We start from the raw sequence: 23,140 nt of genomic DNA, 5'->3' as shown, positions 1-23,140 counted from the left end.
GGCTTATTGGCTTATTGGCTTATTGGCTTAGTAGCGTTCTGCATACCCGGCGCGGCGCTCTTCCTCGCGCAGCGTCAGGATCTCCACGCCGTCGGCGGTGACCGCCACGGTGTGCTCCCACTGCGCCGACAGTTTTTTGTCGCGTGTCACCACCGTCCAGCCGTCCTTCTTCTGCTTGATGCGGCGGTCGCCCTGGTTGATCATCGGCTCGATGGTGAACACCATGCCTTCCTGCAGCACCAGACCGCTGCCGGGTTGGCCGTAGTGCAATACCGCCGGCTCTTCGTGCATGTCGCGGCCGATGCCGTGGCCGCAATACTCCCTCACAATGCTGTAGCCGGCCTGCTCGGCGTTCCGCTGGATGGCGTGACCGATATCGCCCAGGGTCGCGCCCGGTTTCACCGCGCGAATGCCCTGCCACATCGATTCATAGACGTTGTTCACCAGCCGTTTAGCCAGCGGCGTCACCTGGCCGATGCAGTACATCTTGCTGGAGTCGGCGATATAGCCGCCGTTTTCCAGCGTGATGTCCACGTTGACAATCATGCCGGAACGCAGGATTTTGCTGGCCGACGGCACCCCGTGGCACACCACGTCGTCGATTGAGGTGTTGAGCACATAGGGGAAGTCATACTGCCCTTTGCTGGCCGGGCGCGACTTCAGCTCTTCGACGATAAACGCCTCGGCGCGGTCGTTGATCTCCATGGTGGAGATGCCTTCGACGATGACCTCATCGAGCATTGCAAACACTTTGGCCAGCAGGGCGCCGGAATGGCGCATTTTGGCAATCTCTTCCGGCGTTTTAATCACGATCTGTTTCACCCGACAATCTCCTTCAGCGTCAGCGCGTTATCTTTCATCATTTTTTTTACCAGTTGCGGGTAGGTCAGTTCCGGATGGAACTCCGCCAGCATGCCGATCTTGATCCAGTACTCGGCCTGCGCGTTGATCGAACGCGTCATGGTCAGGCTGGCGAGGCGCAGATCGTCATGCAGCACGTCCGAAATTTTTACGATGCCCATCGGCGTCTCCATAAATGAACAATATATGAAGTGTATACGTTTAGGATGGTCGCGATGTGGCATTCTGTGGCGTAGGAAGATTCTGGCAACAACGATTGCCGCCGCCAGACAATGCGTTTATTGTGATGAACGACTTTTTTGCCATGATTTTTCAGAAGGATTTAAGGCGTGACTAAACTACGTGTTGGGGTGATTTTTGGCGGTAAATCGGCGGAGCATGAGGTGTCGCTGCAGTCGGCCAAAAACATTGTGGATGCAATCGACAAAGAGAAGTTTGACGTCACGCTGCTGGGGATCGACAAACAGGGGCAGTGGCACATCAACGACGCCTCCAACTACCTGCTCAACGCCGAGAACCCGGCGCTGATCGCGCTGAACCGCTCGAACAAGAACGTGGCGCTGATCCCGGGCCAGGAAAAACAGCAGCTGATCGAAGCGGGCAGCGCCGGCGCGCTGGGCCAGCTCGACGTCATCTTCCCGATCGTGCACGGCACGCTGGGGGAGGATGGCTCGCTGCAGGGGCTGCTGCGCATGGCCAATATGCCGTTCGTCGGCGCCGGCGTGCTCGGTTCGGCGGTCAGCATGGATAAAGATGTGACCAAGCGCCTGCTGCGCGACGCCGGGCTGGCGGTGGCGCCGTTCGTCACCCTGACCCGCGCCAACCGCGCCGGGTTTACGTTTGAGCAACTGAGCGAGCACCTCGGCCTGCCGTTGTTCATTAAACCGGCCAACCAGGGCTCCTCGGTCGGGGTCAGCAAGGTGGAAAACCGCGCCGAGTTCGACGCGGCGGTATTGCTGGCCTTCAGCTTCGATCACAAAGTGCTGGTGGAGTCGGCGATCGTCGGCCGCGAGATCGAGTGCGCGGTACTGGGCAATGACGATCCGCAGGCCAGCGTGTGCGGCGAGATCGTGCTGAGCGACGCTTTCTACTCCTACGACACCAAATACATCAATGAGCAGGGCGCTCAGGTGGTGGTGCCGGCGGCAATCGCGCCGGAAGTGAGCGACCACATTCGTGAGGTGGCGCTGAAGGCGTTTCGCACGCTGGAGTGTTTCGGGCTGGCGCGGGTGGATGTGTTCCTGACGCCGGACAACCAGGTGGTGATCAACGAAATCAACACGCTGCCGGGCTTCACCAACATCAGCATGTATCCCAAGCTGTGGGCCGCCAGCGGCGTCAGCTATCAGGCGCTGATCACGCGCCTGATAGAATTGGCGCTGGAGCGCCATCAGCAGGATCGCGCGCTGAACAGCTCGGTGTTCGATCGCTAAACGCGGTAGGGGGCGGCGGTGCCGCCCCGTCTATCACTTCACCGTCACGTCGATATCGCCGAAATACTTCTTCGACAGCGCCGCCACCGTGCCTTGCTGCTTCACTTTGGCGATGGCGGCATCCAGTTTTTTCTTCAGCCCCTCATCCCCTTTACGCAGGCCGAAGGCGATGCCTTCACCGAGGATTTTGTCGTCGCGCACCGCCTCGCCGACGAAGGCGAAGCCCTTGCCGTCCGGCTGCGACAGGAAGCCGCTTTGCCCCGACGGTGCCATCACCAGCGTGGCGTCGAGCCGACCGGCAGCCAGATCGAGATAAACCTGATTCTGATCCTGATAAGACACCACGTCCACGCCCGCCGGCGCCCAATGGGTTTTGGCGTAAATCTCCTGAATCGATCCTTGCAGCACGCCCACGTGTTTGCCCGCCAGCGATTTGGCGTCGGGCAGCAAGCCGCTGCCGGATTTGGCGATCAGGCGGTTTGGCACCTGATAGATGGCGTCGGTAAAGGCGATCGCCTGGCGCCGCTGTTCAGTCACGTTCATCGCCGAGTTGATGGCGTCGAACTTGCGCGCCTGCAGTGCCGGGATCAGGCTGTCGAACGAGGTTTCCACCCAGCTGCATTGCAACTGTGCGGCGGCGCACACCGCGTCGCCCAGCTCGATGTCGAACCCTTCCAGTTTACCGCTGGCGGATTTGGATTCGAACGGTGGATACAGCGCTTCCAGGCCGAAACGCAGGCTGTTTTCCGCCGCCGACGAAGCGCCGGCGGCCAGCAGGCATCCGGCGGCGAACAGCGTTTTCAAAGCTTTCATAGGCAGTGCCCCTTTCCCATGGTCGGACAAAAATTACACCTGGCTCAGGCGGCGCGCGCCTTCCAGCAGGGTCTCGTTATCTTTGGAAAAACTTAGCCGGATTAGGCCGGTATCGGTGCCGTCGCTGTAGAACGCCGACAGCGGGATCGTCGCTACCTTCGCTTCGCGGATCAAGCGCACGGCGAAATCATTGTCGCTTTCGTGACTGAAGCCGCTAAAACGGGCCAGCATGAAGAAGCTGCCGCGGCTGGGCAGTAGCTCAAAGCGCGAATCCTGCAGGGCGCTGGCCAGCAGATCGCGCTTTTGTTGGTAAAACGCCGCCAGCCCCAGGTAGCTCTGGGGATTGGCGAGCGCGGCGGCGAAGGCGTGCTGCATCGGCGTATCGGCGGAGAACACCATGAACTGGTGCACCTTGCGGATCTCGTCCATCAACGCCGCCGGCGCCAGGCAATAGCCAACGCGCCAGCCGGTGACGTGGTAGGTTTTGCCGAACGACGACACGATCACGCTGCGTTCCGCCAGCTGCGGATAGCGCGCCATGCTGTGGTGAATATCGCCGTCGAACACCACATGTTCGTAGACCTCGTCGGACAAGATCACGATATCGGTGTCGCGGGTCAGGGCGGTCAGGCGGTCGATATCCTGCGCGTCGAACACCGCGCCGGTCGGGTTGTGCGGCGTGTTGACGATGATCATGCGCGTTTTGCCGTTGATGGCGGCGGCCACTTCGTCCCAGTCGACGCGAAAGTCCTGCAGCGACAGTTTGATCGCCACCGGCGTGGCGCCCTGCAGGCGCACGATCGGTGCATAGCTGTCGAACGCCGGTTCGAAATAGATCACCTCGTCGCCGGGATGCACCAGCGCGCTGATCGCCGAGTACAGCCCTTCGCTGGCGCTGGCGATCACCGTGATTTCTTCGTCGGCGTCATAGCGCGCGCCATACAATCGTTCAGCTTTTTCTGCCAGAGCAGCACGTAACGCCGCCACGCCGCTCATCGGCGCGTATTGGTTATGACCTGCGCGCATGGCTTGCGCCGTTGCCTCGATCAGCTGTGGATCACCGGCGAAGTTGGGGGCGCCCTGCGACAGATTGAGGGCCTGGTGTTCGGCGCTGAGTTGGCCAATAACGGTGAAAATGGTGGTGCCGACGTCCGGCAGCTTCGAGCGGGATGAGCAGGCGCTCTGCATGATGGGCTCCAGGCAAACAGGGAAGTGTTGAGCGATTAAGCATCAGCCGGCGTAGGCGGACAAGGGAAAGTTTGTCATACTTGCCATGCACTACGATCATACCTAATCGAGGCCCGCTATGCCGATATCCCTGCCGTCGCTCGACGTGTTGAAAACCTTTGTGGTGGTGGCGCAACGCCTCAACTTTACCCATGCCGCCCGGCAGCTGCACCTGACGCAGGGGGCGGTCAGCCGGCAAATTCTCGGGCTGGAACAGCGTCTGGGCTATCCGCTGTTCAGCCGTCAGGCGCGCGGTTTGGCGCTGACGCCGCAGGGCGCGCAGCTGCTGGCGCCGGTGCAGCAGGCGCTGGGGCAGTTGGATGAAGCCCTGACGCGGGCCGCCGCACCGCCGGGGGCGCTGCGCATCAAATGCCCGACCTGCGCCATGCGCTGGGTACTGCCGCGCATCATTCGCCTGCAAAATGAACGGCCGGATATGCATATCGAGCTGACCGCTTCGGTGTCGCACGGCCTGGATTTCAGCACCGAGCAGTTTGACGCCGCGGTGGTATTCGGTCGGCCGCCGGGTAAAAAGCTGACCGCGCACTTGCTGTTCGATGAAATCCTCACGCCGGTCTGCACGCCGACGTTTCTGCCGCCGACGCCTCGGCTGGCGGATTTGACGGACAAAACCCTGCTGCACCCGACGCGCGATCGGCGCGACTGGCTGCGCTGGCTGAAGGCGGCGGGCGCCGATGCATTGCCGTCCGGCAAGGCCCAGCATTTCGATACCCTCGATCTGGCGATGAGCGCCGCGCTGCAGGGGTTCGGCATCGCCATCGGCGATCTGTGCCTGCTGGAGGAGGATATTCAGGCGCAGCGCATCGTGACGCCGTTCCCGCTCTGCGTCAGCAGCGGCGCGGCCTATTATTTGGTCTATCCTGAACGCACGGTAGCGCCGCCGACGTTAACCGCACTGGTCGATTTTCTGGCTGCGGAGGCTGCCGACAGCCGCACCCGGCTGCAGAATTACCTGCCGATAACCTGTAATGCTTTGTAAACATTACCGATGCGAATTCCCTTGGCGATGAAACAGAGTGTGGCAAACTGTTTCTTCACTCCGATTAAACTCCGCGGCGTTGGCGGCGGAAACACGCCTGAGATAAAACAAGATGAAATGGCTTTGTGTGGTGAGTATGTTGTCCGGTCTGGCCCTCAGCCCGGCTTTTGCGCAGGAAACGCCGATAACGCAGGGTATTCACGCCCAGCAGCGCGACGCCTTCGTGTCCAACTTGATGAAGCAAATGACGCTGGAAGAGAAGATTGGCCAGCTGCGGCTGATCAGCGTCGGGCCGGATAACCCGAAAGAAGCGATCCGCGAGGGGATTCGCAAAGGGCAGATCGGCGCCATCTTCAACACCGTTACCCGGCCGGATATCCGGGTGATGCAGGATCAGGCGATGCAGCTCAGCCGCCTCAAAATCCCGTTGTTCTTTGCCTATGACGTGGTGCATGGCCAGCGCACCGTGTTCCCGATCAGCCTGGGGCTGGCGGCCAGCTTCGATCTGGAGGCCATTGCGCTCAGCGCCCGCGTGGCGGCGCAGGAGGCCAGCGATGACGGTCTGAACATGACCTTCGCGCCGATGGTCGATATCACCCGCGATCCGCGCTGGGGCCGGGTCTCCGAAGGCTTCGGCGAAGACACCTGGCTGGTCTCGAAAATCGCCAAGGTGATGGTCGACGGTTTCCAGAACGGCGATCCGGCCAAACCTGGTTCGGTGATGGCCAGCGTTAAGCACTTTGCATTGTACGGCGCCGTCGAAGGCGGCCGCGACTACAACACCGTCGACATGAGCCCGCTGCGCATGCATCAGGACTATCTGCCGCCTTACAAAGCGGCGGTGGACGCCGGCAGCGGCGGAGTGATGGTGTCGCTCAACTCGGTGAACGGCGTGCCGGCCACCGCCAACCCGTGGCTGCTGAAAGATCTGCTGCGCGAACAGTGGGGCTTTAAAGGCATCACCATCAGCGACCACGGCGCGATCAAAGAGCTGATTAAACACGGTGTGGCCGCCGACGCGCGCGACGCGGTGCGCCTGGCGATCACCTCCGGCGTCGACATGAGCATGAGCGACGAGTTCTACGACAAATACCTGCCGGGTCTGGTGAAAGACGGGCTGGTGCCTGAAAGCGATATCGACCGCGCCTGCCGCGACGTGCTGAACACCAAGTACGACATGGGGTTGTTCACCGATCCGTATGTGCATCTGGGCCCGGCGGGTTCCGATCCGCAGGACACCAACGCCGAAAGCCGTCTGCATCGCGCCGAGGCGCGGGTGGTGGCACGTAAAACAATGGTGCTGCTGAAGAACGATAAGCAGACGCTGCCGCTGAGCAAACAGGCGACCATTGCGCTGGTCGGGCCGATGGCCGACAGCCAGCGCGACGTGATGGGCAGCTGGTCTGCCGCCGGGGTGGTCAAACAGTCGGTCACCCTGCGTGAGGGGTTGGAGCGGGCGGTGGGCGACAAGGCGCGCATTCTGTACGCCAAGGGTGCCAACGTCACGCAGGATAAAGGCATCATCGACTATCTGAACGAGTATGAGCCGGCGGTGGCGTTCGATACCCGTTCGCCGCAGCAGATGATCGACGAAGCGGTGCAGGCGGCGAACAAGGCCGACGTGGTGGTAGCGGTGGTGGGCGAATCGCAGGGCATGGCGCACGAGGCCTCCAGCCGCGCCGACATCACAATCCCGCAGAGCCAGCGCGATCTGATCGCCGCGTTGAAAGCCACCGGCAAGCCGCTGGTGCTGGTGCTGATGAACGGCCGGCCGCTGGCGCTGAGCTGGGAGAGCGAGCAGGCGGACGCCATGCTGGAAACCTGGTACAGCGGCACCGAGGGCGGCAACGCGGTGGCGGACGTGCTGTTCGGCGATTACAACCCGTCGGGCAAGCTGCCGATGACCTTCCCGCGCTCGGTCGGCCAGATCCCGATGTACTACAACCATCTGAACACCGGTCGTCCGTTCGGCAAGGAGAATCCGGGCAAGTACACCTCGCGCTACTTCGATTCGCCGAACGGCCCGCTGTATCCATTCGGCTACGGCCTGAGCTACACCACCTTCAGCCTGTCGGACCTGAAATTGTCCAGCCCGACGATGGTGCGCAATGGCAAGCTAACCGCCAGCGTCATGCTGAAGAATACCGGCAAGTACGACGGCGCCACGGTGGTGCAGCTGTATCTGCAGGATGTGACCGCCTCGGTCAGTCGGCCGGTGAAAGAGCTGCGCAACTTCAAGAAAGTGACGCTGAAGGCCGGTCAGTCGCAGCAGGTTGAGCTGCCGATTAGCGAAGACGATCTGAAGTTCTACAACGCCAGCCTGAAATGGGGGGCGGAGCCGGGTAAATTCAACGTGTTCGTTGGCCTGGATTCCGACAACGTGCAGGCGCAAAGCTTTACGCTGAAGTAACCTTTTCCCCCTCTTTCACTGCGGTGGGAGAGGGGGCATCCATCCCTTTCCGCTAACGTCACCGGAGCTTGCTTCATGAAACGCTATCTGGACTGCAGCGCCAGCGATCTGGCCGATATCGGCAAAGCCGATCTGCTCTATGCCATCCGCGCCAGCGAAGGGCGCATCCTGGTCAGCGAAACCATCGCGGTCACTCAGCCGCTGCTCAATAACGTCACCAACGCCGAGCTGGCGGCCAGCCAGGGCGCCGATCTGCTGCTGTTGAATCTGTTCGACGTCGATCGTCCGCACATCGCGGGCCTGCCCGCCGACGTGCCGCCGCAGGAGGCGCTGCGCACGTTGCAGCGTCTGACCGGGCGGGTGATCGGAGTGAATCTGGAGGCCGTCGATCCGGCCTTCGCCACCGAACATAACGACTTTTGGCAGATGACGGCGGGCCGCGCCGCCACCGCCGAGAATGCCCGTAAGCTATATCAACTCGGCGCGTGCCTGCTGGTGCTGACCGGCAACCCGAACAACGGCGTCAGCAATCAGGCGATTGCCGCCGCGCTGAAAGCGATTCGCGATGAAGTGGGCGACGAGATGGTGCTGGTGACCGGCAAGATGCACGGCGCCGGCATTGTGCGCGAAAGCGGCAGCCAGCTGATCGGCGAGCAGGACATTGCGTTGTTCGTGGAGAACGGTGCGGACATCGTGCTGTTGCCGGCGCCGGGCACCATTCCCGGCATGTCGCAGGAAAAAGTGGCGGCGTTGATTGCCTTTGCCCAGCGGCAGGGCGCGCTGGCGATGACGGCGATCGGCACCTCGCAGGAGGGAGCCGACGTGCAGACCGTGCGGCAGATTGCGCTGATGAGCAAAATGGCCGGCGCGGACCTGCACCATATCGGCGATACCGGCTTTCTGGGGCTGGCGCTGCCGGAAAACATCTTCGCCTACAGCGTGGCGATTCGCGGCGTGCGCCATACCTACAGCCGCATGGCGCGTTCGGTGAACCGCTAAGCCTGGGTTTTTTGCGCCGTCACGATGCTGTAGTAGCCGAGCGACGGTATCACCTGCGGCGCAGTGAAGCCGACGTCGCTCAACAGGCCGCTGATCTCCTTGCCGGAGTATTGGCGGCCCTGCGTTGTCCAACTGAGCATCAGCAGATTGTAACCAGCGAGGGTTGGCGGGCCGCCGGCATCGTCGAATAGCGCCTCGTGTATCACTATTCTCCCGCCGACGGGCAGCGCGTCGTAGCTTTTCTGCGCCAGAAAACGGTTTTTATCCGGCGTCCAGTCGTGGAAAACATTGGAGTACACATGCAGATCGGCGGCGGGGTAAGGGTCTCGCCACATGTCCCCGCCGCAGTGGGTGATACGCGAGCTTAAACCGTATTGCCGGGCGTACTCGTCCGCCAGTGGGCCTATTTCCTGCAGGTCGAACACGATACCCTTCAGCTCGGGCCAATGGGTTGCCAGGCCGATGGCGTGTGCGCCGGAAGCGCCGCCGATATCCAACGCCACGCGATGCGCTGCCAAGGGAAGCCGCGTCGGCCAAACGCAGGCGGAACCGATGCTCAGGCTGTGCATGGCGCGCGTGAATTGGCGCGCTTTTTCCGCATCAAACTCGTGCGTGGCGAAGACTTCCGGTTCGCCATAGGCCTGCGAGGCGTTTTTCCGAATGGCGCACTCCATATTTTTTAACGAGAAGGTTTCACTGTTCTCATACAGTAAATCCCAATAGTAACCAAAGTAGTGAGGGCTCTTTTTTAGCAGAAAGCTTTCGGTTTCGGGAGCGAGCGTCAATTTTCCGCCGTCGGCGATAATTAATTTTAAAGACTGCAACGCCATCATCAACGCTTCAGCCGGTCGTCTCTCCAGATGCGCTGTGAAACAAATATCTGTTAACGTGCAGGGAGATTCAGCGATAAACTCAAATATACCCAGGCGATGCGCGATAAGCACCGCCGGATAAAGATATAAATTCATCGTGATATCGAGAATGTTCTGGTTGTCGCACTGCGGCGGCAGGATGGCCTGTTGCATGTGAGCCCTCTCTCACTGAGCCATGGGGCGTTATAACAGGCTATGCCATGCCAGGGGTTTTCGCAACGCGCGGCGTGGAGACGAACGCTTTCGTTGAAAATAATCTCTTCATGAAATTATTTATTATTCGTATTTTGAAAGATAATTCCTGACGAGAGAGTAATAGCGCAGAGCCGGGGATTATTACCCAGCCATGCGTTTTTATTTTATCAGAGGTTAACTTAATCACAGTTATTAACGCGTTAAGGTTGTGTTAATCTAGGCCGTCGTTATGCCGTACCGGTATTCACATTCTTTTTGTGAATAATTCAAACTTAACTACTTCATTATTAAAACGAGTTAACAATGAAAAAAACTCTTCTGACCGGCGTGATTGCCGCGACCCTGGGCCTGTTCAACACCGCTAGCGCCGAAGGGATGGATCCTGCTGCATTGAAAAACGTCTATGACATTACGCGTAATACCAGCGGGCTGATGTCCTACTGCGTCGATAAAGGTTTCCTGAAAGCGGAGAGCATCGACAACGCCAAGAAAATGGTGGCCTACGTGGCGGCTATTCCCGGCGGTGTCGACACCCGCGACGGCGACAAGCGCGAAGCGATGGGCCGTGAAGGCAATGTGCTGAACGACGACGGCAAAGTGGTCGCGTTGGAGAAGGAAGCGCCACAGGGTCTGCAGGCATGGTGCCAGCAGGCTGACGAAGGGATCCGCCAGGGTCTGACGTCTATCGGCCAATAAGCGCTTTTTACGCGCTCGTTCTGGTTCTCAGGATCTGCCGGCGTTCCGGCGGATCCGCTTCTTGCTCATCGTTATCTCCTCGTTTTTCTTCCTGCATATATGGCATAGGGTTTGATCTCGCTGATTGTTTCGCCATGCTCATCGCTATATTATTAGCTATATAACGATAATCAACCGGTCACTGCCATGTTTAACTTTCTCCCGCGCCTGATGCTGGCGCTCGCGTTGTTCTCTACCGCCGCCCTGGCGGATCGCCAGGTCACCGATCAGCTCAACCGTCAGGTCACGCTGCCCGATCACATTACCCGTGCCGTGGTGCTGCAACACCAGACGCTGAACCTGTTGGTGCAGCTTGATGCGATGCCGCAGGTGGTCGGCGTGCTCAGCAGTTGGAAAAAGCAGCTGGGGCCAAACTACCTGCGGCTGGCACCGACGCTGGCAACCCTGCCGATGCCGGGCGATCTGACTTCGGTGAATATTGAAAGCCTGCTCGGCCTGCATCCACAGGTGGTGTTTGTGGCCAACTATGCGCCGCCGGAAATGATTGCGCAGATCGAACGGGTGGGCATTCCGGTGGTGGCTATTTCGCTGCGCCGCGAGGCGGCCGATCAGGCGGGCAAAATGAACCCCCAGCTGAGCGATGAAGATCGGGCCTATACGCTGGGGCTGCAGGACGGTATTCGGCTGATTGGCGAAGTCATGGAGCGTCAGCCTCAAGCTGAAGCGCTGATTAAGGACGTCACTCAGCAGCGTGCCCTGGTCGCCGAACGGCTGGGCACGCTGCCGGACGATCGGCGGGTGCGGGTGTATATGGCCAACCCCGATCTCACCACCTACGGTGCCGGCAAATATACCGGGTTGATGATGCGGCACGCGGGTGCGCTCAACGTGGCGGCGAAAGAGATTCAGGGGTTTAAACAGGTCTCTATCGAGGATGTCCTGAAGTGGGATCCGGCGGTGATTTTTGTGCAAGAACGCTACCCGGACGTGGTGAAACAGATCCTGACGTCACCGCAGTGGCAGCCGATTGACGCGGTGAAGAATAAGCGGGTCTACCTGATGCCGGAGTACGCCAAGGCCTGGGGATATCCGATGCCGGAGGCGATGGCGTTGGGTGAGTTGTGGATGGCGAAAAAACTTTACCCGCAGCGTTTTGCCGATATCAATCTGCAGCAGCGGGTCGATACTTACTATCAACGCTATTACCGCGCCACCTGTTGCCAGAGCGGGCAATGAAGCTGGGTTGGCTGGCGCTGCTGACGCTGTGCTGTGCGCTGTTTTCGCTCGGCGTTGGCCGCTTTCAGGTGCCGATAACGCACAGCCTGATGATTTTGCTGGAGCCGTTCACCGGGCAGCATTATGCAGGCATCGATGCTATCCAACGTCAGGTGATCCTGGGCGTGCGCGTGCCGCGGGTGCTGTTGGCGATGGGCGCCGGCGCGGCGCTGGCCCTGTGTGGCGCGGCTTTGCAAGGCGTCTTTTGCAACCCGCTGGTCGATCCGCATATTATCGGCGTGTCTTCCGGCGCGGCGTTTGGCGGCACGCTGGCTATCCTGCTCAGCCTGCCGCTGGCGGCGCTGCTGCTGTCGGCTTTTGTTTTCGGCATGGCGGCGCTGCTGTTGATTTTCACCCTCACCAGCGCCATTGCACGGCGCAATATTCTCTCGTTGGTACTGGCGGGGGTGATCCTCAGCGGTTTTTTCTCCGCCTGCGTTAGCCTGATGCAATATCTGGCGGATACCGAAGAGAAGCTGCCGAGCATCGTGTTTTGGCTGCTCGGCAGCTTTGCCACCGCCGATCGGCAAAAGCTGCTGATGCTGTTTTTGCCTTTACTGTTGGCCGGCGGTCTGCTGCTGGCGCTGCGCTGGCGCATCAATCTGCTGTCGTTAGGCGATGAAGATGCCGGTGCGCTCGGCATCAACGTTGAGCGTACCCGCTGGCTGATACTGACGCTGTGTGCCGCCATCGTGGCCGCTCAGGTGGCGGTCAGCGGCAGCATCGGGTGGGTCGGTCTGGTGATACCGCACGTCGCAAGACGCCTGGTGGGGCCGGATCACCGGCGCCTGTTGCCGGCTTCGCTTTGCCTGGGCGCCCTGTACATGCTGTTGATCGACGATTTGGCACGCACGTTGAGCAGCAGCGAAATCCCGCTGGGTATCCTGACCGCGCTGATTGGCGCGCCGCTGTTCGCGCTGCTGTTGCGCCGCGCGCAAGTAAGAGGCTGGCATGACTGACGCGTTATTGGCTGCCAGGGGCGTGAATTTTGCCTGGCCTGGCGGGCCCCCGCTGTTCCAACACCTGGATATTCAGCTGCGGCGCGGTGAAGTGCTGGCGGTATTGGGCCCGAATGGGCGCGGTAAAAGCACGCTGCTGCAGCTGTTGTTAGGCAGCCTGATGCCGCAATCCGGCGAGATTGAGCGCAGCGGTGAGATAGGCTTTGTCCCGCAGCACTTTTCGCCGCCGTTTGCCTATCGGGTGCTGGATATCGTGTTGATGGGGCGAGCACGCCATGTCGGCCTGTTCCGTTCCCCGTCAGCCAAGGATCATCGGCTGGCCAGAGAAGCGTTGCAGTCGTTGGATTTACAGCACCTGGCAGAGCGTGAGTTTGGCAGCCTATCCGGCGGCCAACGCCAGTTGGTGATGATCGCCCGCGCATTGGCGATGCGCTGCGAGGTGTTGATTCTGGATGAACCGACTTCGGCGCTGGATCTGCATTACCAGGATCGGGTATTGAGCCTGATGGCGCGCCTGGCGCGGGAACAGCAGTTGGCGGTGGTGTTCTCCACGCATCAGCCCAACCATGCTCACGCGGTCGCCGATCGGGCTTTGCTGCTGGGCAAGGAAGGGCGTAGCCGGCTAGGGGCCTGCCGCGAGGTGTTAACGGCGCAATCCCTGTCACCTCTGTTCGAGCTGGCGATCGAACGGGTGCCGCTGACGGTGGCGGGCCGCCGCTACGCGACGCTGGTGCCGCTGTATCGCAGCCAAATGGAGCGACATGATGAGTGATATCCTGCTGTTTGCCGCCGGCAGCCTGCGGCTGGCGTTTGCGCCGCTGCTGTCGGCGTTTCAGCGACACGCCGGGCAAAAAGTCACGGCGGAATTCGGCCCGGCGGGGTTGTTGCGCCAACGGATAGAGAACGGCGAGCGGCCGCAGCTGTTCGCCTCGGCCAACGTGGCGCACCCGCAAAGGTTGGCGGATCTCGGGATGGCGGGGGCGGTGCAGGTTTTTGCGCGCAATCGGCTCTGCGTGACGGTTCGCAACGTGCCGGCATTAACCGAGCGTCCGCTTCCTGAGGTCTTGTGCGATCCGCGCTGGCGGCTGGCCACTTCGACACCGGGAGCGGATCCTTCCGGCGATTATGCACAGCGGCTCTTCGAACGCTGCGAGCAATACTGGCCGGGGCAAGGGGAAGCGCTACGCCGGCGGGCGTTACCGTTAGTCGGCGGGATAGATTCTGCACCGGTGCCGGCAGGCCGACTGGCGGCGGAGTATCTGATAACCCGCGGGCAGGCGGATATTTTTCTCGGTTATGCCAGCTATGCTCCGGCTTTAGCGGCCTACCCGGCGTTGGCGGTGCGGCCGCTGGCGCCGCCGTTGGATATCGAGGCGGATTATGGTTTATGCCTGTTGGATGATGGCGCGCAGCGGCTGGCCGCATTTATCTTGAGCGAACAAGGGCAGGATATACTGAGCCGATACGGATTTATGCGGCGCACGGGGTGACTCGCCGGGCCTGGCGGCCCGGAGAATCTTACCAGAATAGCGGCGTGGTGTTTTCAGCTAAAAACGCCAGCAGCGTTTCATTGACCGCAGCCGGATTTTCCTTGTTGCTGATATGCCCCGCGTTGGGGATCAGCACGTGCCGACAGCCGAGAAGATCGGCCATACGCTGGCCTTCCGCCGGCGGGCGCGGTTTATCCTGCGCACCGGTGATGACGATGCTGGCGGCGGTGATGTTTTCCAGCAGTGGCAGCTTGTCGGGCCGACCGAAGATCATCCGGCCCAGCGGTACGATGCTCTCGCGAAGACGATCGGCGGGCAGGCTTTGCAGATGGGCCAGCAACGGCTGCGACAACGCATCGGGCACCTCGTCGGAATAAAACTGCGCGGCGATATATTCCAGCAGCGGCGACGTGATGGCGCCGGCCTGTTCAACGGCCGCCAGCATGCCCATATAACGCTGCCGCGCTTCTGGGGTTTCGTCGCCCAGGTAGCTGTCCAGCAGCGCCAGCACTTTCACCCGCTCCGGCGCCAACGCCGCCAGTTCGGCGCCCCACATGCCGCCGACGGACAGGCCGACGATGCCGAACTCTTCAATATCCAAATGATCCATCAGCGCCAAATGATCGGCGGCGATATCCGACAGGCTGTTTCGCCCGGGCGGCAGCGCCGGTGAATCGCCGTGGCCCCAGAGATCCGGCACGATCAGGCGGTAGCGTTTAGCCAGCGCTTCGAACTGCGGCGCCCACATGTTCAGATCGAACAAATAGCTGTGGCCCAGCAGCAATGGAAAGCCTGAACCTACGTCGAGATAATGCAGGGATTTGCCCATCGTTGGCATCTTATCGGTTCCTTATAAAAAAGAGTCCCGGCTGCTTATACCACACTCATATTCAACCCACGGTATTAATTTACCTTAAATTACTCAGGTGGAAGCTTATTTTTAATTATCCATTGCTAACAAGACGTCAATGAAAGGTGACATTAAGGATAATATTCTGGTCGACGCCAGAGCCTTGGTTTATGCTGGCGCCCCTTTCGAGATGGAATAGATAAACAGGGTGTTGCGATGAAAAGACTTTTCAGACTATTAATTATTTTGCTTGTCATTTTGCTGCTGGCGGCGGTGCTGTGGTGGTTCTTCGGGCGTGGTAATCCGAATGCGCTGTGGCAAATCGTCAGCCAACAGTGCGTGCCCAATCAGCAGCAGAACAACGATCCGGCGCCCTGCTTAAAGGTAGATTTAACCGAAGGTTATGTGTTGTTTAAGGACAGCAAAGGCCCCTATCACGACCTGGTGATGCCAACCGAAAAGGTCAGCGGCATCGAGAGCCCGGCATTGCAGACGGAGCACGCGCCGCCTTATTTCGCCCAGGCGTGGAATAACCGGGAACATATATCCAGCGAGTTGGGTAAACCGCTAAAAGATGCGTGGCTTTCTCTGGTGGTCAATTCGGAATATGGTCGCTCTCAGAATCAGCTGCATATTCACGTTGCCTGCCTGCGTCAGGATGTCTATAACGCGCTGGGGCAGCAGGCGGAGCAATTAGATCAACAGTGGCGCCCGCTGGCGGTGAAATTGGTCGGCCACCAATATCTGGCCAGAAAATTGGCGGGCACCGATTTAACTCAGGAAGATCCTTTCCGTTTACTGCACAACTATGTGGTCGAGCAGGGCGACAGCATCGGCAATTATGGCCTGGCGCTGGCGGTCAGCCCACAAGGCGAGATGCTGCTGTTGGCGAACCGCTTGAAGTTGACCGATCTGAACCTGGGCTCGGCCGGCGAAATTCAGGACTATCAATGCGCAGTGGCGGGGAACTGAAGGTGATGATAACCCGCCGGCTGTGTTAGCCGGCGGCTGTCGGGCGGTCAGAGCTTCTTCAGCAGTTCCAGCCGCTGCGCTTCGCTTTTTTCCGCCAATCCGTCGATGGCCAGCTTGATGATGTCGGAACGAGTGATGCGCACGATGCCGCTGCGCGCCGCCTGGACGATCACCTCATCGATGGCTTCAATGTGGTTGTCCGTCAGGCTGACGGAAATCGCCTTATAGGTGCGCTTGCGGCCGGCCGGTTTGGCTTCCGGCGCGGGCGCCGCGACCGGCAGCGTGTGCGAGGTGGCGCTGTTGATGAATTCGTCTTCCGACATGCGGTGGGTGGGGGTGCGTTTTTTCACAGGATCACCTCTTTCACCAGGCATTCAATTTCGCTCTGCGCCTTTTCGTTGTTCGCCTCATGCACGGTGATGGCTTCGCCCCAGGCGTCGCGGTAAATCTTGCGGTCGCACAGACGGTTGCTCACCAGGGTGAACTCCGGGTATTCGCTCAGCACCTGCGCCGCTTCGTTGGCTTCATTAATGAAGATATTGGTCGGGCACATGTTCAGCACAATGTAGCCTTTGACCTTCTCGTTGTATTCCTGCGCGGTGGAGAACATCTCCGACAGATAGTCGATGGTGTCGAGATCCATCTGCGAAGGGCGCAGCGGCGAGAGGAACAGGTCGGCGGCCAGCAGCCCGGAGCGCAATTCGGCGCTGTCGCGGCCGGCGGTGTCGACGATCACGTAGTCGTAATGGCGATCCAGCTCCAGCAGCGTTTCCTTGATTTTGCCCGATGCGGCCACCACCGGAATGTGCGGCAACCCTTCGACGTTCTGACGGTCGTTGTACCAGGTCATGATCGATTTCTGGTCGTCGGCATCGACGATGATCGCCGTCTTGCCTTGCTTAAGAATCAAATACCCGGCGATATTCACCGCTTTCGTCGACTTGCCGACGCCGCCTTTTTGCGAGCCAATCAGAACAATCATGCTGCCATCTCTCAAGTTATTAAGCAGGTAACTTATTAAGTTAATGCGCTTATTAGGTTGATAATCAAACAGGTTAACAAGAACAACTCGCGAACAATATGCACCAACTGAGGCGGCTTGCCAAGCCAGTATGTTGTTAACTGCGCAGCTTATTTTGCGGTGAATTGCCCGGGTGGGTAAGTAGGAATTCTCTGGGAAGTGGCGATGCGGAGGTGAGTTCTATTAATTTAATAGCTTAATAAGTTAGTGACCTATTAAGCTGTTGCCGACATTATTTCTTCATCATCGCCTTCAGGTTGGCGAACGGGTTGTGGGTGGCGACGCCGATATCTTTTTGCGCATCTTCACCGGCCACCACCGTCGAACCGTATTGATCGGCCTCGGTGTATTTCGAGTGTTCGTGGTCGTGGCAATACAGACACAGCATTTCCCAGTTGCTGCCGTCTTCCGGGTTGTTGCTGTGATCGTGATCGATATGGTGCACCGTCAGCTCGCGCAGGTTGGAATAAACGAATTCGCGCGAGCAGCGCCCGCACACCCAGGGGAACAGTTTCAGCGCTTTTTCGCGGTAGCCGGTTTCCAGCTTCGCATAGTTTTTGGGGATATAGGCCATGGTGGTTGTCCGTCGTGAATCACTATGCGGTAAATAATACCACACTGCGTGCGGCTCATCCTGCCGCTAGCGAAACGTCTCCACCGCCCAGTCGATAAACGCCCGCAGCTTGCCGCTGAGGTGGCGATTGGACGGGTAGACCACGTACATCTGTTCCGGCGGCGGCTGCCAGTCGTGCAGCAGGCTGACCAGCTCACCGCTGTCGAGGTGCGGCTGCGCCATAAAGCGATAGGTCTGGATGATGCCCAATCCGGCCAGGCTCGCCGCCAGCAGCGCGTTGCCTTCATTGATGCTGACCGGGTAGCGCTGTTGAATGGCGATCTCTTGGCCGTGTTCGGCATAGCGCTGCGGATGGATGCGGTCGTTAAGCGGGTGGCGATAGTGCACCATCGGAAAACCCTGCTCCAGATCGCACGGGTGGCGCGGCGTACCGTGAAGCGCCAGGTAGGCCGGGGTGGCGCAGCTGACCCAGTCCAAATCGAACAGGCGCCGGGCGATCAGGCTGGAGTCGGCCAGCGGGCCGCTGCGGATCACGCAGTCGGCACTGTCGCTGATCAGATCGATCACGCGGTCGCCGACGCTCAGATCGATCTGTATCTGCGGGTAGCGCGCCAGAAAGTCGGGCAGTGCAGGCAGCAGCAGGCGGCGTGCGGTGCCGCCGCCGGTGTCGATGCGCAGCACGCCCTGCGGAGAGCTTTGCGACTCGGTCAGGCAGCCTTCCATCTGTTGCAAATCCGCCAGCCACTTCACCGTATTCTGGTAATAACATTCGCCTTCGCGGGTGACCGACACGCTGCGGGTGGTGCGCTGAAACAGCTTGGTCTGCAGGTGATCCTCCAGATTCTGGATCAGCTTGGTCACCGTGGCTTTCGGCATGCCCAGCGACTCGGCGGCGCGGGTAAAGCCGCCGGTTTCCACCACGCGGTTAAATACCCGGATGGCGAGCAAATGATGGTCCATAGGTTCTCAACGCCATACCCCGGCGACGGCCGGGGCATGTTTCTGCAGATAGATAATGATTAACACTGTTTAGCGCCAATCGCGCCGGAGCGCAAGCTGAGGCCGAACACCAGCGTGGCGGACAGGATCAGCGCGCCGCCGAACAGCATGGCGCTGCTGACGCCCTGCCAGTCCACCACCTCGCCGCCCAGCAGTGCGCCGGAAGCCAGCGCGATCTGAATGACGCACACCAACAGCGCCTGGCCGGCTTCCGGCGCCTGCGGTACGGCGGCGAACATCCAGTTGGTGGCGCATACCGGCACGGCGCCAAAGGCCAGCCCCCATATCAACACCATCAGCGTGGCGCCGCCGAGGCCGCTGAGCAGCGGCGAAACGATTAAAATGCCCGCCAGCATGGCGGCGATCAGAATAAAGGTGGCGCGCAGGCTGTATTCTCCCAGACGCTCGCCGAGGAAGGTGCCCAGCAGGCCGATGGCGCCGTAGGCCAACAGCTGCAGCGAGATAGCCGATGGGCTGAGGACGAACACCTGTTGCAGCAGCGGCCGCAGATAGGTGTAGGCGGCGAAGTGGCCGATGAACAGCAGCACGATGGCGATCAGGCCGATGCGCGCCATCGGCAAGCGCAGCGGCAGCACCAGATCGCGCGGCGTGACTGGCCGGGAAGGCGGTACCGACGTGAGCAAACGCAGCTGCGCCAACAGCACGCCGACCGCCAATGCCGCACCGCCGAAGAAGGCGGCGCGCCAGCCGAACAGATCGCCGATCAGCGCCCCGGCCGGTACGCCGCACACCGCGCCGACCGAGATACCGCTGAGGATCAGCGCGGTGGCGCGCCCCTGGCTGGCTTCCGGCACCAGATGGCGGCCGTAGTTGGCGGCGAACGACCAGAAGCCGCCGACGCAGATGCCCAGCAGCACGCGGCCCAGCAGCATCATCGGGAAGTTGATGGCCAATGCCGCCACCAAATTGGAGACGATCAGCAGCAGCGATAGCCCCAACATCAGTAAACGCCGATCCAGACGGCCGGACATCAGACTCAATGCGGGGGCGGCCACCGCCGCCACGATACCGGGCATGGTGACCATCAGTCCGGCGGTGCCGGTGCTGACGCCGAGCGAGGGGGCGATGTTGGTCAACAGGCCGATCGGCAAAAACTCGGTGGTGACCATGACAAAACAGGCGACCGTCAGCGAGAAGATCGCCGGCCACGGGGATGATGCAGGGTTATCTTTATTATTCAGCATAATGCCGCTCGTCTCAGGTGAATGCGCAGGCCGCGCTCGGGGCACGGTGTGACCGAAGTCACAATCTACGGCAGGTGCAAGTCGCGGATAAATCCATCTGCGGTGGTTACACTGTTTCTGAGGGGGAACAATCGCGGCGGCGAGTGAAAACGCGGCTTGCGCCGCGCCTAAGGGAAAGGAATAAAACGGCATAAGGTTATGACCGAATGCCGCGTGGCGCTTATAGCCCGGGCGCTTTCCACAGCGAGGTGGTCAGGCCGTTGTCCACCAGCGTCAGCTGATCGGCGTAGACCCGTCGCCAGGTTTCTTTCTGTTCCTGATACAGCGCGTGATGGGTCATGTCCGGCTGATGCTCGCGCTCCCAGCGCACCAGGCGCTCACCGGTCTCGGCCAGCGACGCGTACAGCCCGGCGCCGACGCCGGCGGCGATCGCGCAGCCCAGCGCGGTGGCCTCTTTCACCACCGGCACCCGTACCGTCAGCCCGGTGACGTCGCTGAGGATCTGGCTCCACAGTTTACCCTTCGCACCGCCGCCGGCGAACACCAGCGAGCGCGCCTGCACGCCGGAGAAGGCGGCGATCTGTTCCAGGTTGCAGGCGGAGACGATGGCGGCGTTCTCCTCCAGCGCGCGGAACAGCGTCTGTTTGTTGCAGCGCTCCGGGTCGATCGACATATTGATGAACGACGGCGCCGCGTGATACCAGGTTTTGAAATGCATGGCGTCGGAAAAGATCGGCATCACGCCGTAGGCGCCCGGCGGCACTCTGGCCGCCATCTCTTCCAGCAGGCTATAGGCATCGACGCCCAGCCGCTCCGCCAGCAGTTTCTCTTCGGCGCAGAACGCGTCGCGGAACCAGCGCATGGTCAGGCCGGTAAAGAAGCTGATGGATTCCGCCTGCGCCATGCCGGGAATGACGTGAGGGTTGATGCGGATGTTCATCTCCGGATCGATAGCCGGCTCCGGCAGGTTGACGATCTGCTGCCAGAAGGTGCCGCCGAGCACCGCTGTCTGCCCGGCGCGCACGATGCCAAGCCCCAGGCTGCCGAGCTGCACGTCGCCACCGCCCATCACCACCGGGGTGCCGCGCAGCAGCCCGCTCTCCTGCGCCGCCTGTTCGGTGACGCGCCCCAGCACGCTGCCGGTCTCTTTCACCGGCGACAGAATATCGGCGCGCAGCCCGGCCATATCAAGCAGCGCCGGCCGCCAGTCGCGGCTGGTCAGGTCCAGCATGCCGGTGGTGCCGGCGTTGGAGGGATCGACCGCCAGCTCGCCGCTCAGCATGTTGGCCAGCCAGTCGCTGATCATGGTCAGCGTCGCCGCCTGGCGATAGATGTCCGGCCGGTGGTGCGCCAGCCACAGCAGGCGCGGCATGGCGCTCAGCGCCAGCGTTTGGCCGGAGTACTGATACACCTCACGTTCGAAGCCGTGATGATGCAGTTCCTTCAGTTCGCTGACCTCATGGCTGGCGCGCGCATCGACGTTGGCGCAGGCCCAGATCGGCACGCCGTTGCGATCGTACAGAACGATGCCTTCGCGCATCGAGCAGCAGGCCACCGCGCGGATCGCCTGAGCGCTCAATCCAGCGCGTTGCATCGCCTGGCGGATGCACTGGCAGGCCAACTGCCAGTTGCGGTTGAGGTCAAACTCCATCGAGCCTGGCACGCCCGGCACGGCCAGGTGTTGCCACTCCGCCTGGCCGTGTGCGATCTGGTTGCCCGCCAAATCGAAGATCACCGCGCGAATGCTGCCTGTTCCTGCATCCAGCGCCATCAAGTAGTTATCCATAGCCTATGCTCTCAGGGGGAGGAGTGTTAACTATAGATGCCGCCGTCTTCCCTCGCCGGGGGTGAGGCGGGCATCGCCGATGCGATTTGTGAGCCAGGCGGCAAAATTGCCGTTGCGGCAGGGCAATCGACGGGAATAAACCTATGGTTGGAAAGCGCCATACTACGGCGCGCCGTTCAAACAAGGAGCTGTCATGCACGTCACATTGGTAGAGATCAACGTTAAACAGGACAAAATCGACGAATTTATCGACGTTTTCCGCGCCAATCATCTGGGGGCGATCGAAGAGCCGGGCAACCTGCGTTTCGACGTGCTGCAGGATGAGCATATTCCGACGCGGTTTTATATCTACGAAGCCTATCGCGACGAGCAGGCGGTGGCGGCGCATAAGCAGACCCCACACTATCTGCAGTGCGTGGAGAAGCTGGAAGCGCTGATGACCGGCCCGCGCAAGAAGACCACCTTTATCGGCCTGATGCCGGAATAAGCGCCGGCGTTTGCCGGTGTCCATGTCCCCGGTTTGGTTGTAATCTGCAAGGTAAAGCGAATTTTCAATGGGATAAGCGGGGCGAGGATGACATTGCGCGATCGGCTGTTGGCGCTGTTAGTGGTGGTGATTTGGGGCGTGAATTTTGTCGTAATCAAGTTTGGCCTGCAGGGCATGCCGCCGTTTCTGTTGGCCGGGATGCGCTTTTTGCTGGTGGCGTTGCCGGCGATCTTTTTTATCCCGCGCCCGACGATCCCATGGAAATGGCTGTTGCTGTACGGCATGACCATGAGCTTCGCGCAATTTGCCTTTCTGTTCGTCGCCATTAAGCTGGGCATGCCGGCGGGGCTGGCCTCGCTGGTGCTGCAGGCGCAGGTGTTCTTCACCCTGCTGTTGGGGGTCGTGCTGATGGGGGAAAAGCTGCGCGTCAACCATTTCGTCGGCATCGCTATCGCCAGCGGCGGCATGCTGGTGCTGGCGCAGGCCAGCCTGCATAAGCCGGGCAGCGGCGCGGTCCCTCTGGCAGGCCTGCTGCTGACCCTGGCGGCGGCGTTTTCCTGGGCGCTGGGTAACCTGACCAACAAGAAGATCCTGGCCGGTTTCCCACAGCGCAACATTTTGTCGCTGGTGGTGTGGAGTGCGCCGATCCCGGTCGTGCCGTTCCTGGTCTGCAGCTGGCTGTTCGATGGTCCGCAGGCGGTGCTGAGCAGCCTGAGCCATGTGCAGGTCGGCACCTGGCTGGCGATTGCCTATCTGGCGTTCGCCGCTACGCTGTTCGGCTATTCGGTGTGGGGCAGCCTGCTGGGGCGCTACGAAACCTGGCGCGTTGCGCCGCTGACGCTGCTGGTGCCGCTGGTCGGGCTGTTCGCCGCCTGGCTGTTGCTGGACGAAGCGCTGTCGCCGGCGCAGTTCGGCGGCGCATTGCTGGTGCTGGCCGGTATGGCGGTCAACACCTTTGGGCTGCCGCGTCGTCGGGCCGTCGCCGTGCGCTAAACTGAACAGGGTAATTCTGTTCA

At 60.7% G+C, this 23,140-nt stretch carries 24 protein-coding genes; 12 read left to right on the top strand and 12 right to left on the bottom strand.

Features of this window, described 5'->3' with window-relative positions:
* Window positions 1-27: 27 nt before the first annotated feature.
* Window positions 28-822, bottom strand: a complete 795-nt coding sequence (gene map / locus FUU19_RS08210; RefSeq protein WP_230490163.1) for a type I methionyl aminopeptidase — start codon at window positions 820-822, stop codon at window positions 28-30.
* Window positions 819-1,022 carry a ParD-like family protein gene (locus FUU19_RS08205; RefSeq protein WP_065506039.1) on the bottom strand — a complete coding sequence of 68 codons (204 nt, stop codon included), beginning with the start codon at window positions 1,020-1,022 and terminating at the stop codon, window positions 819-821. The genes map and FUU19_RS08205 overlap by 4 nt, the downstream gene beginning before the upstream one ends.
* A gap of 168 nt (window positions 1,023-1,190) precedes the next feature.
* Between FUU19_RS08205 and ddlA the strand changes: the two genes are divergently transcribed.
* Window positions 1,191-2,294, top strand: a complete 1,104-nt coding sequence (gene ddlA, locus FUU19_RS08200; protein ID WP_230490164.1) for a D-alanine--D-alanine ligase — start codon at window positions 1,191-1,193, stop codon at window positions 2,292-2,294.
* A gap of 33 nt (window positions 2,295-2,327) precedes the next feature.
* Here the strand turns inward: ddlA and FUU19_RS08195 are convergent, their stop codons facing one another.
* Window positions 2,328-3,107 (bottom strand): ABC transporter substrate-binding protein, encoded by a 780-nt coding sequence (locus tag FUU19_RS08195; RefSeq protein ID WP_230490165.1) that lies wholly within the window; start codon window positions 3,105-3,107, stop codon window positions 2,328-2,330.
* Window positions 3,108-3,140: 33 nt separating this feature from the next.
* Window positions 3,141-4,295 (bottom strand): methionine aminotransferase, encoded by a 1,155-nt coding sequence (locus FUU19_RS08190; protein WP_021503974.1) that lies wholly within the window; start codon window positions 4,293-4,295, stop codon window positions 3,141-3,143.
* 118 nt (window positions 4,296-4,413) lie between these two features.
* Between FUU19_RS08190 and FUU19_RS08185 the strand changes: the two genes are divergently transcribed.
* The 3 genes from FUU19_RS08185 to FUU19_RS08175 all read left to right on the top strand — a co-directional run bounded on the left by FUU19_RS08185 (window position 4,414) and on the right by FUU19_RS08175 (window position 8,743).
* Window positions 4,414-5,334, top strand: coding sequence for a LysR substrate-binding domain-containing protein (locus FUU19_RS08185; RefSeq protein WP_202669131.1), 921 nt, complete (start codon window positions 4,414-4,416; stop codon window positions 5,332-5,334).
* 112 nt (window positions 5,335-5,446) lie between these two features.
* Entirely contained in the window at window positions 5,447-7,744 is a 2,298-nt protein-coding gene (gene bglX, locus FUU19_RS08180; RefSeq protein WP_230490166.1) for a beta-glucosidase BglX, read from the top strand.
* A gap of 75 nt (window positions 7,745-7,819) precedes the next feature.
* Window positions 7,820-8,743 (top strand): DUF7916 family protein, encoded by a 924-nt coding sequence (locus FUU19_RS08175; protein WP_230490167.1) that lies wholly within the window; start codon window positions 7,820-7,822, stop codon window positions 8,741-8,743.
* Here FUU19_RS08175 and FUU19_RS08170 read toward each other — a convergent pair.
* A complete protein-coding gene (locus tag FUU19_RS08170) occupies window positions 8,740-9,768 on the bottom strand; it encodes a methyltransferase (protein WP_230490168.1) in 1,029 nt (342 codons plus the stop codon). The two genes, FUU19_RS08175 and FUU19_RS08170, sit on opposite strands and share 4 nt — an antisense overlap.
* A gap of 345 nt (window positions 9,769-10,113) precedes the next feature.
* Between FUU19_RS08170 and FUU19_RS08165 the strand changes: the two genes are divergently transcribed.
* From FUU19_RS08165 to FUU19_RS08145, 5 genes are all read left to right on the top strand, one after another.
* Complete coding sequence (locus tag FUU19_RS08165; protein ID WP_230490169.1) at window positions 10,114-10,506, top strand: hypothetical protein; 393 nt, start codon at window positions 10,114-10,116, stop codon at window positions 10,504-10,506.
* Between the two features lie 186 nt (window positions 10,507-10,692).
* Window positions 10,693-11,742, top strand: coding sequence for an ABC transporter substrate-binding protein (locus FUU19_RS08160; protein WP_197832950.1), 1,050 nt, complete (start codon window positions 10,693-10,695; stop codon window positions 11,740-11,742).
* Entirely contained in the window at window positions 11,739-12,740 is a 1,002-nt protein-coding gene (locus tag FUU19_RS08155; protein ID WP_230490171.1) for a FecCD family ABC transporter permease, read from the top strand. The genes FUU19_RS08160 and FUU19_RS08155 overlap by 4 nt, the downstream gene beginning before the upstream one ends.
* Window positions 12,733-13,512, top strand: coding sequence for an ABC transporter ATP-binding protein (locus FUU19_RS08150; RefSeq protein ID WP_141970185.1), 780 nt, complete (start codon window positions 12,733-12,735; stop codon window positions 13,510-13,512). The genes FUU19_RS08155 and FUU19_RS08150 overlap by 8 nt, the downstream gene beginning before the upstream one ends.
* Entirely contained in the window at window positions 13,505-14,230 is a 726-nt protein-coding gene (locus FUU19_RS08145) for a substrate-binding domain-containing protein (protein WP_230490349.1), read from the top strand. The genes FUU19_RS08150 and FUU19_RS08145 overlap by 8 nt, the downstream gene beginning before the upstream one ends.
* A gap of 28 nt (window positions 14,231-14,258) precedes the next feature.
* On the opposite strand, the gene FUU19_RS08140 is transcribed toward FUU19_RS08145, so the two are convergent.
* On the bottom strand, window positions 14,259-15,059 hold the full coding sequence (locus FUU19_RS08140; RefSeq protein ID WP_141973002.1) for an alpha/beta fold hydrolase: 801 nt from the start codon (window positions 15,057-15,059) through the stop codon (window positions 14,259-14,261).
* A gap of 237 nt (window positions 15,060-15,296) precedes the next feature.
* Between FUU19_RS08140 and FUU19_RS08135 the strand changes: the two genes are divergently transcribed.
* Entirely contained in the window at window positions 15,297-16,052 is a 756-nt protein-coding gene (locus FUU19_RS08135; protein ID WP_230490172.1) for a CDP-diacylglycerol diphosphatase, read from the top strand.
* Window positions 16,053-16,099: 47 nt separating this feature from the next.
* Here FUU19_RS08135 and FUU19_RS08130 read toward each other — a convergent pair whose 3' ends face one another.
* The 6 genes from FUU19_RS08130 to lsrK form a co-directional block, all read right to left on the bottom strand.
* Window positions 16,100-16,402, bottom strand: a complete 303-nt coding sequence (locus tag FUU19_RS08130; protein WP_141970184.1) for a hypothetical protein — start codon at window positions 16,400-16,402, stop codon at window positions 16,100-16,102.
* Window positions 16,399-17,034, bottom strand: coding sequence for an AAA family ATPase (locus FUU19_RS08125; protein ID WP_230490173.1), 636 nt, complete (start codon window positions 17,032-17,034; stop codon window positions 16,399-16,401). The genes FUU19_RS08130 and FUU19_RS08125 overlap by 4 nt, the downstream gene beginning before the upstream one ends.
* 271 nt (window positions 17,035-17,305) lie before the next feature.
* Window positions 17,306-17,647, bottom strand: a complete 342-nt coding sequence (yajD, locus tag FUU19_RS08120) for an HNH nuclease YajD (RefSeq protein ID WP_004939576.1) — start codon at window positions 17,645-17,647, stop codon at window positions 17,306-17,308.
* Between the two features lie 66 nt (window positions 17,648-17,713).
* On the bottom strand, window positions 17,714-18,607 hold the full coding sequence (locus FUU19_RS08115) for a LysR family transcriptional regulator (RefSeq protein WP_141970180.1): 894 nt from the start codon (window positions 18,605-18,607) through the stop codon (window positions 17,714-17,716).
* A 59-nt stretch (window positions 18,608-18,666) separates the two neighbouring features.
* Window positions 18,667-19,851 (bottom strand): MFS transporter, encoded by a 1,185-nt coding sequence (locus FUU19_RS08110; protein ID WP_230490174.1) that lies wholly within the window; start codon window positions 19,849-19,851, stop codon window positions 18,667-18,669.
* 220 nt (window positions 19,852-20,071) lie between these two features.
* Window positions 20,072-21,637 (bottom strand): autoinducer-2 kinase, encoded by a 1,566-nt coding sequence (lsrK, locus tag FUU19_RS08105; protein ID WP_230490175.1) that lies wholly within the window; start codon window positions 21,635-21,637, stop codon window positions 20,072-20,074.
* A gap of 193 nt (window positions 21,638-21,830) precedes the next feature.
* Here lsrK and lsrG point away from each other — a divergent pair, with 193 nt between their 5' ends.
* Complete coding sequence (gene lsrG / locus FUU19_RS08100) at window positions 21,831-22,124, top strand: (4S)-4-hydroxy-5-phosphonooxypentane-2,3-dione isomerase (protein ID WP_033642299.1); 294 nt, start codon at window positions 21,831-21,833, stop codon at window positions 22,122-22,124.
* Window positions 22,125-22,211: 87 nt separating this feature from the next.
* Window positions 22,212-23,117, top strand: a complete 906-nt coding sequence (locus FUU19_RS08095) for an EamA family transporter (RefSeq protein WP_141970173.1) — start codon at window positions 22,212-22,214, stop codon at window positions 23,115-23,117.
* Window positions 23,118-23,140: the final 23 nt, after the last annotated feature.

Origin of the sequence: Serratia montpellierensis, assembly GCF_020858655.1 — a bacterium.
Taxonomy (GTDB): domain Bacteria; phylum Pseudomonadota; class Gammaproteobacteria; order Enterobacterales; family Enterobacteriaceae; genus Serratia; species Serratia montpellierensis.
This window is presented reverse-complemented; position numbering and strand designations above follow the sequence as displayed.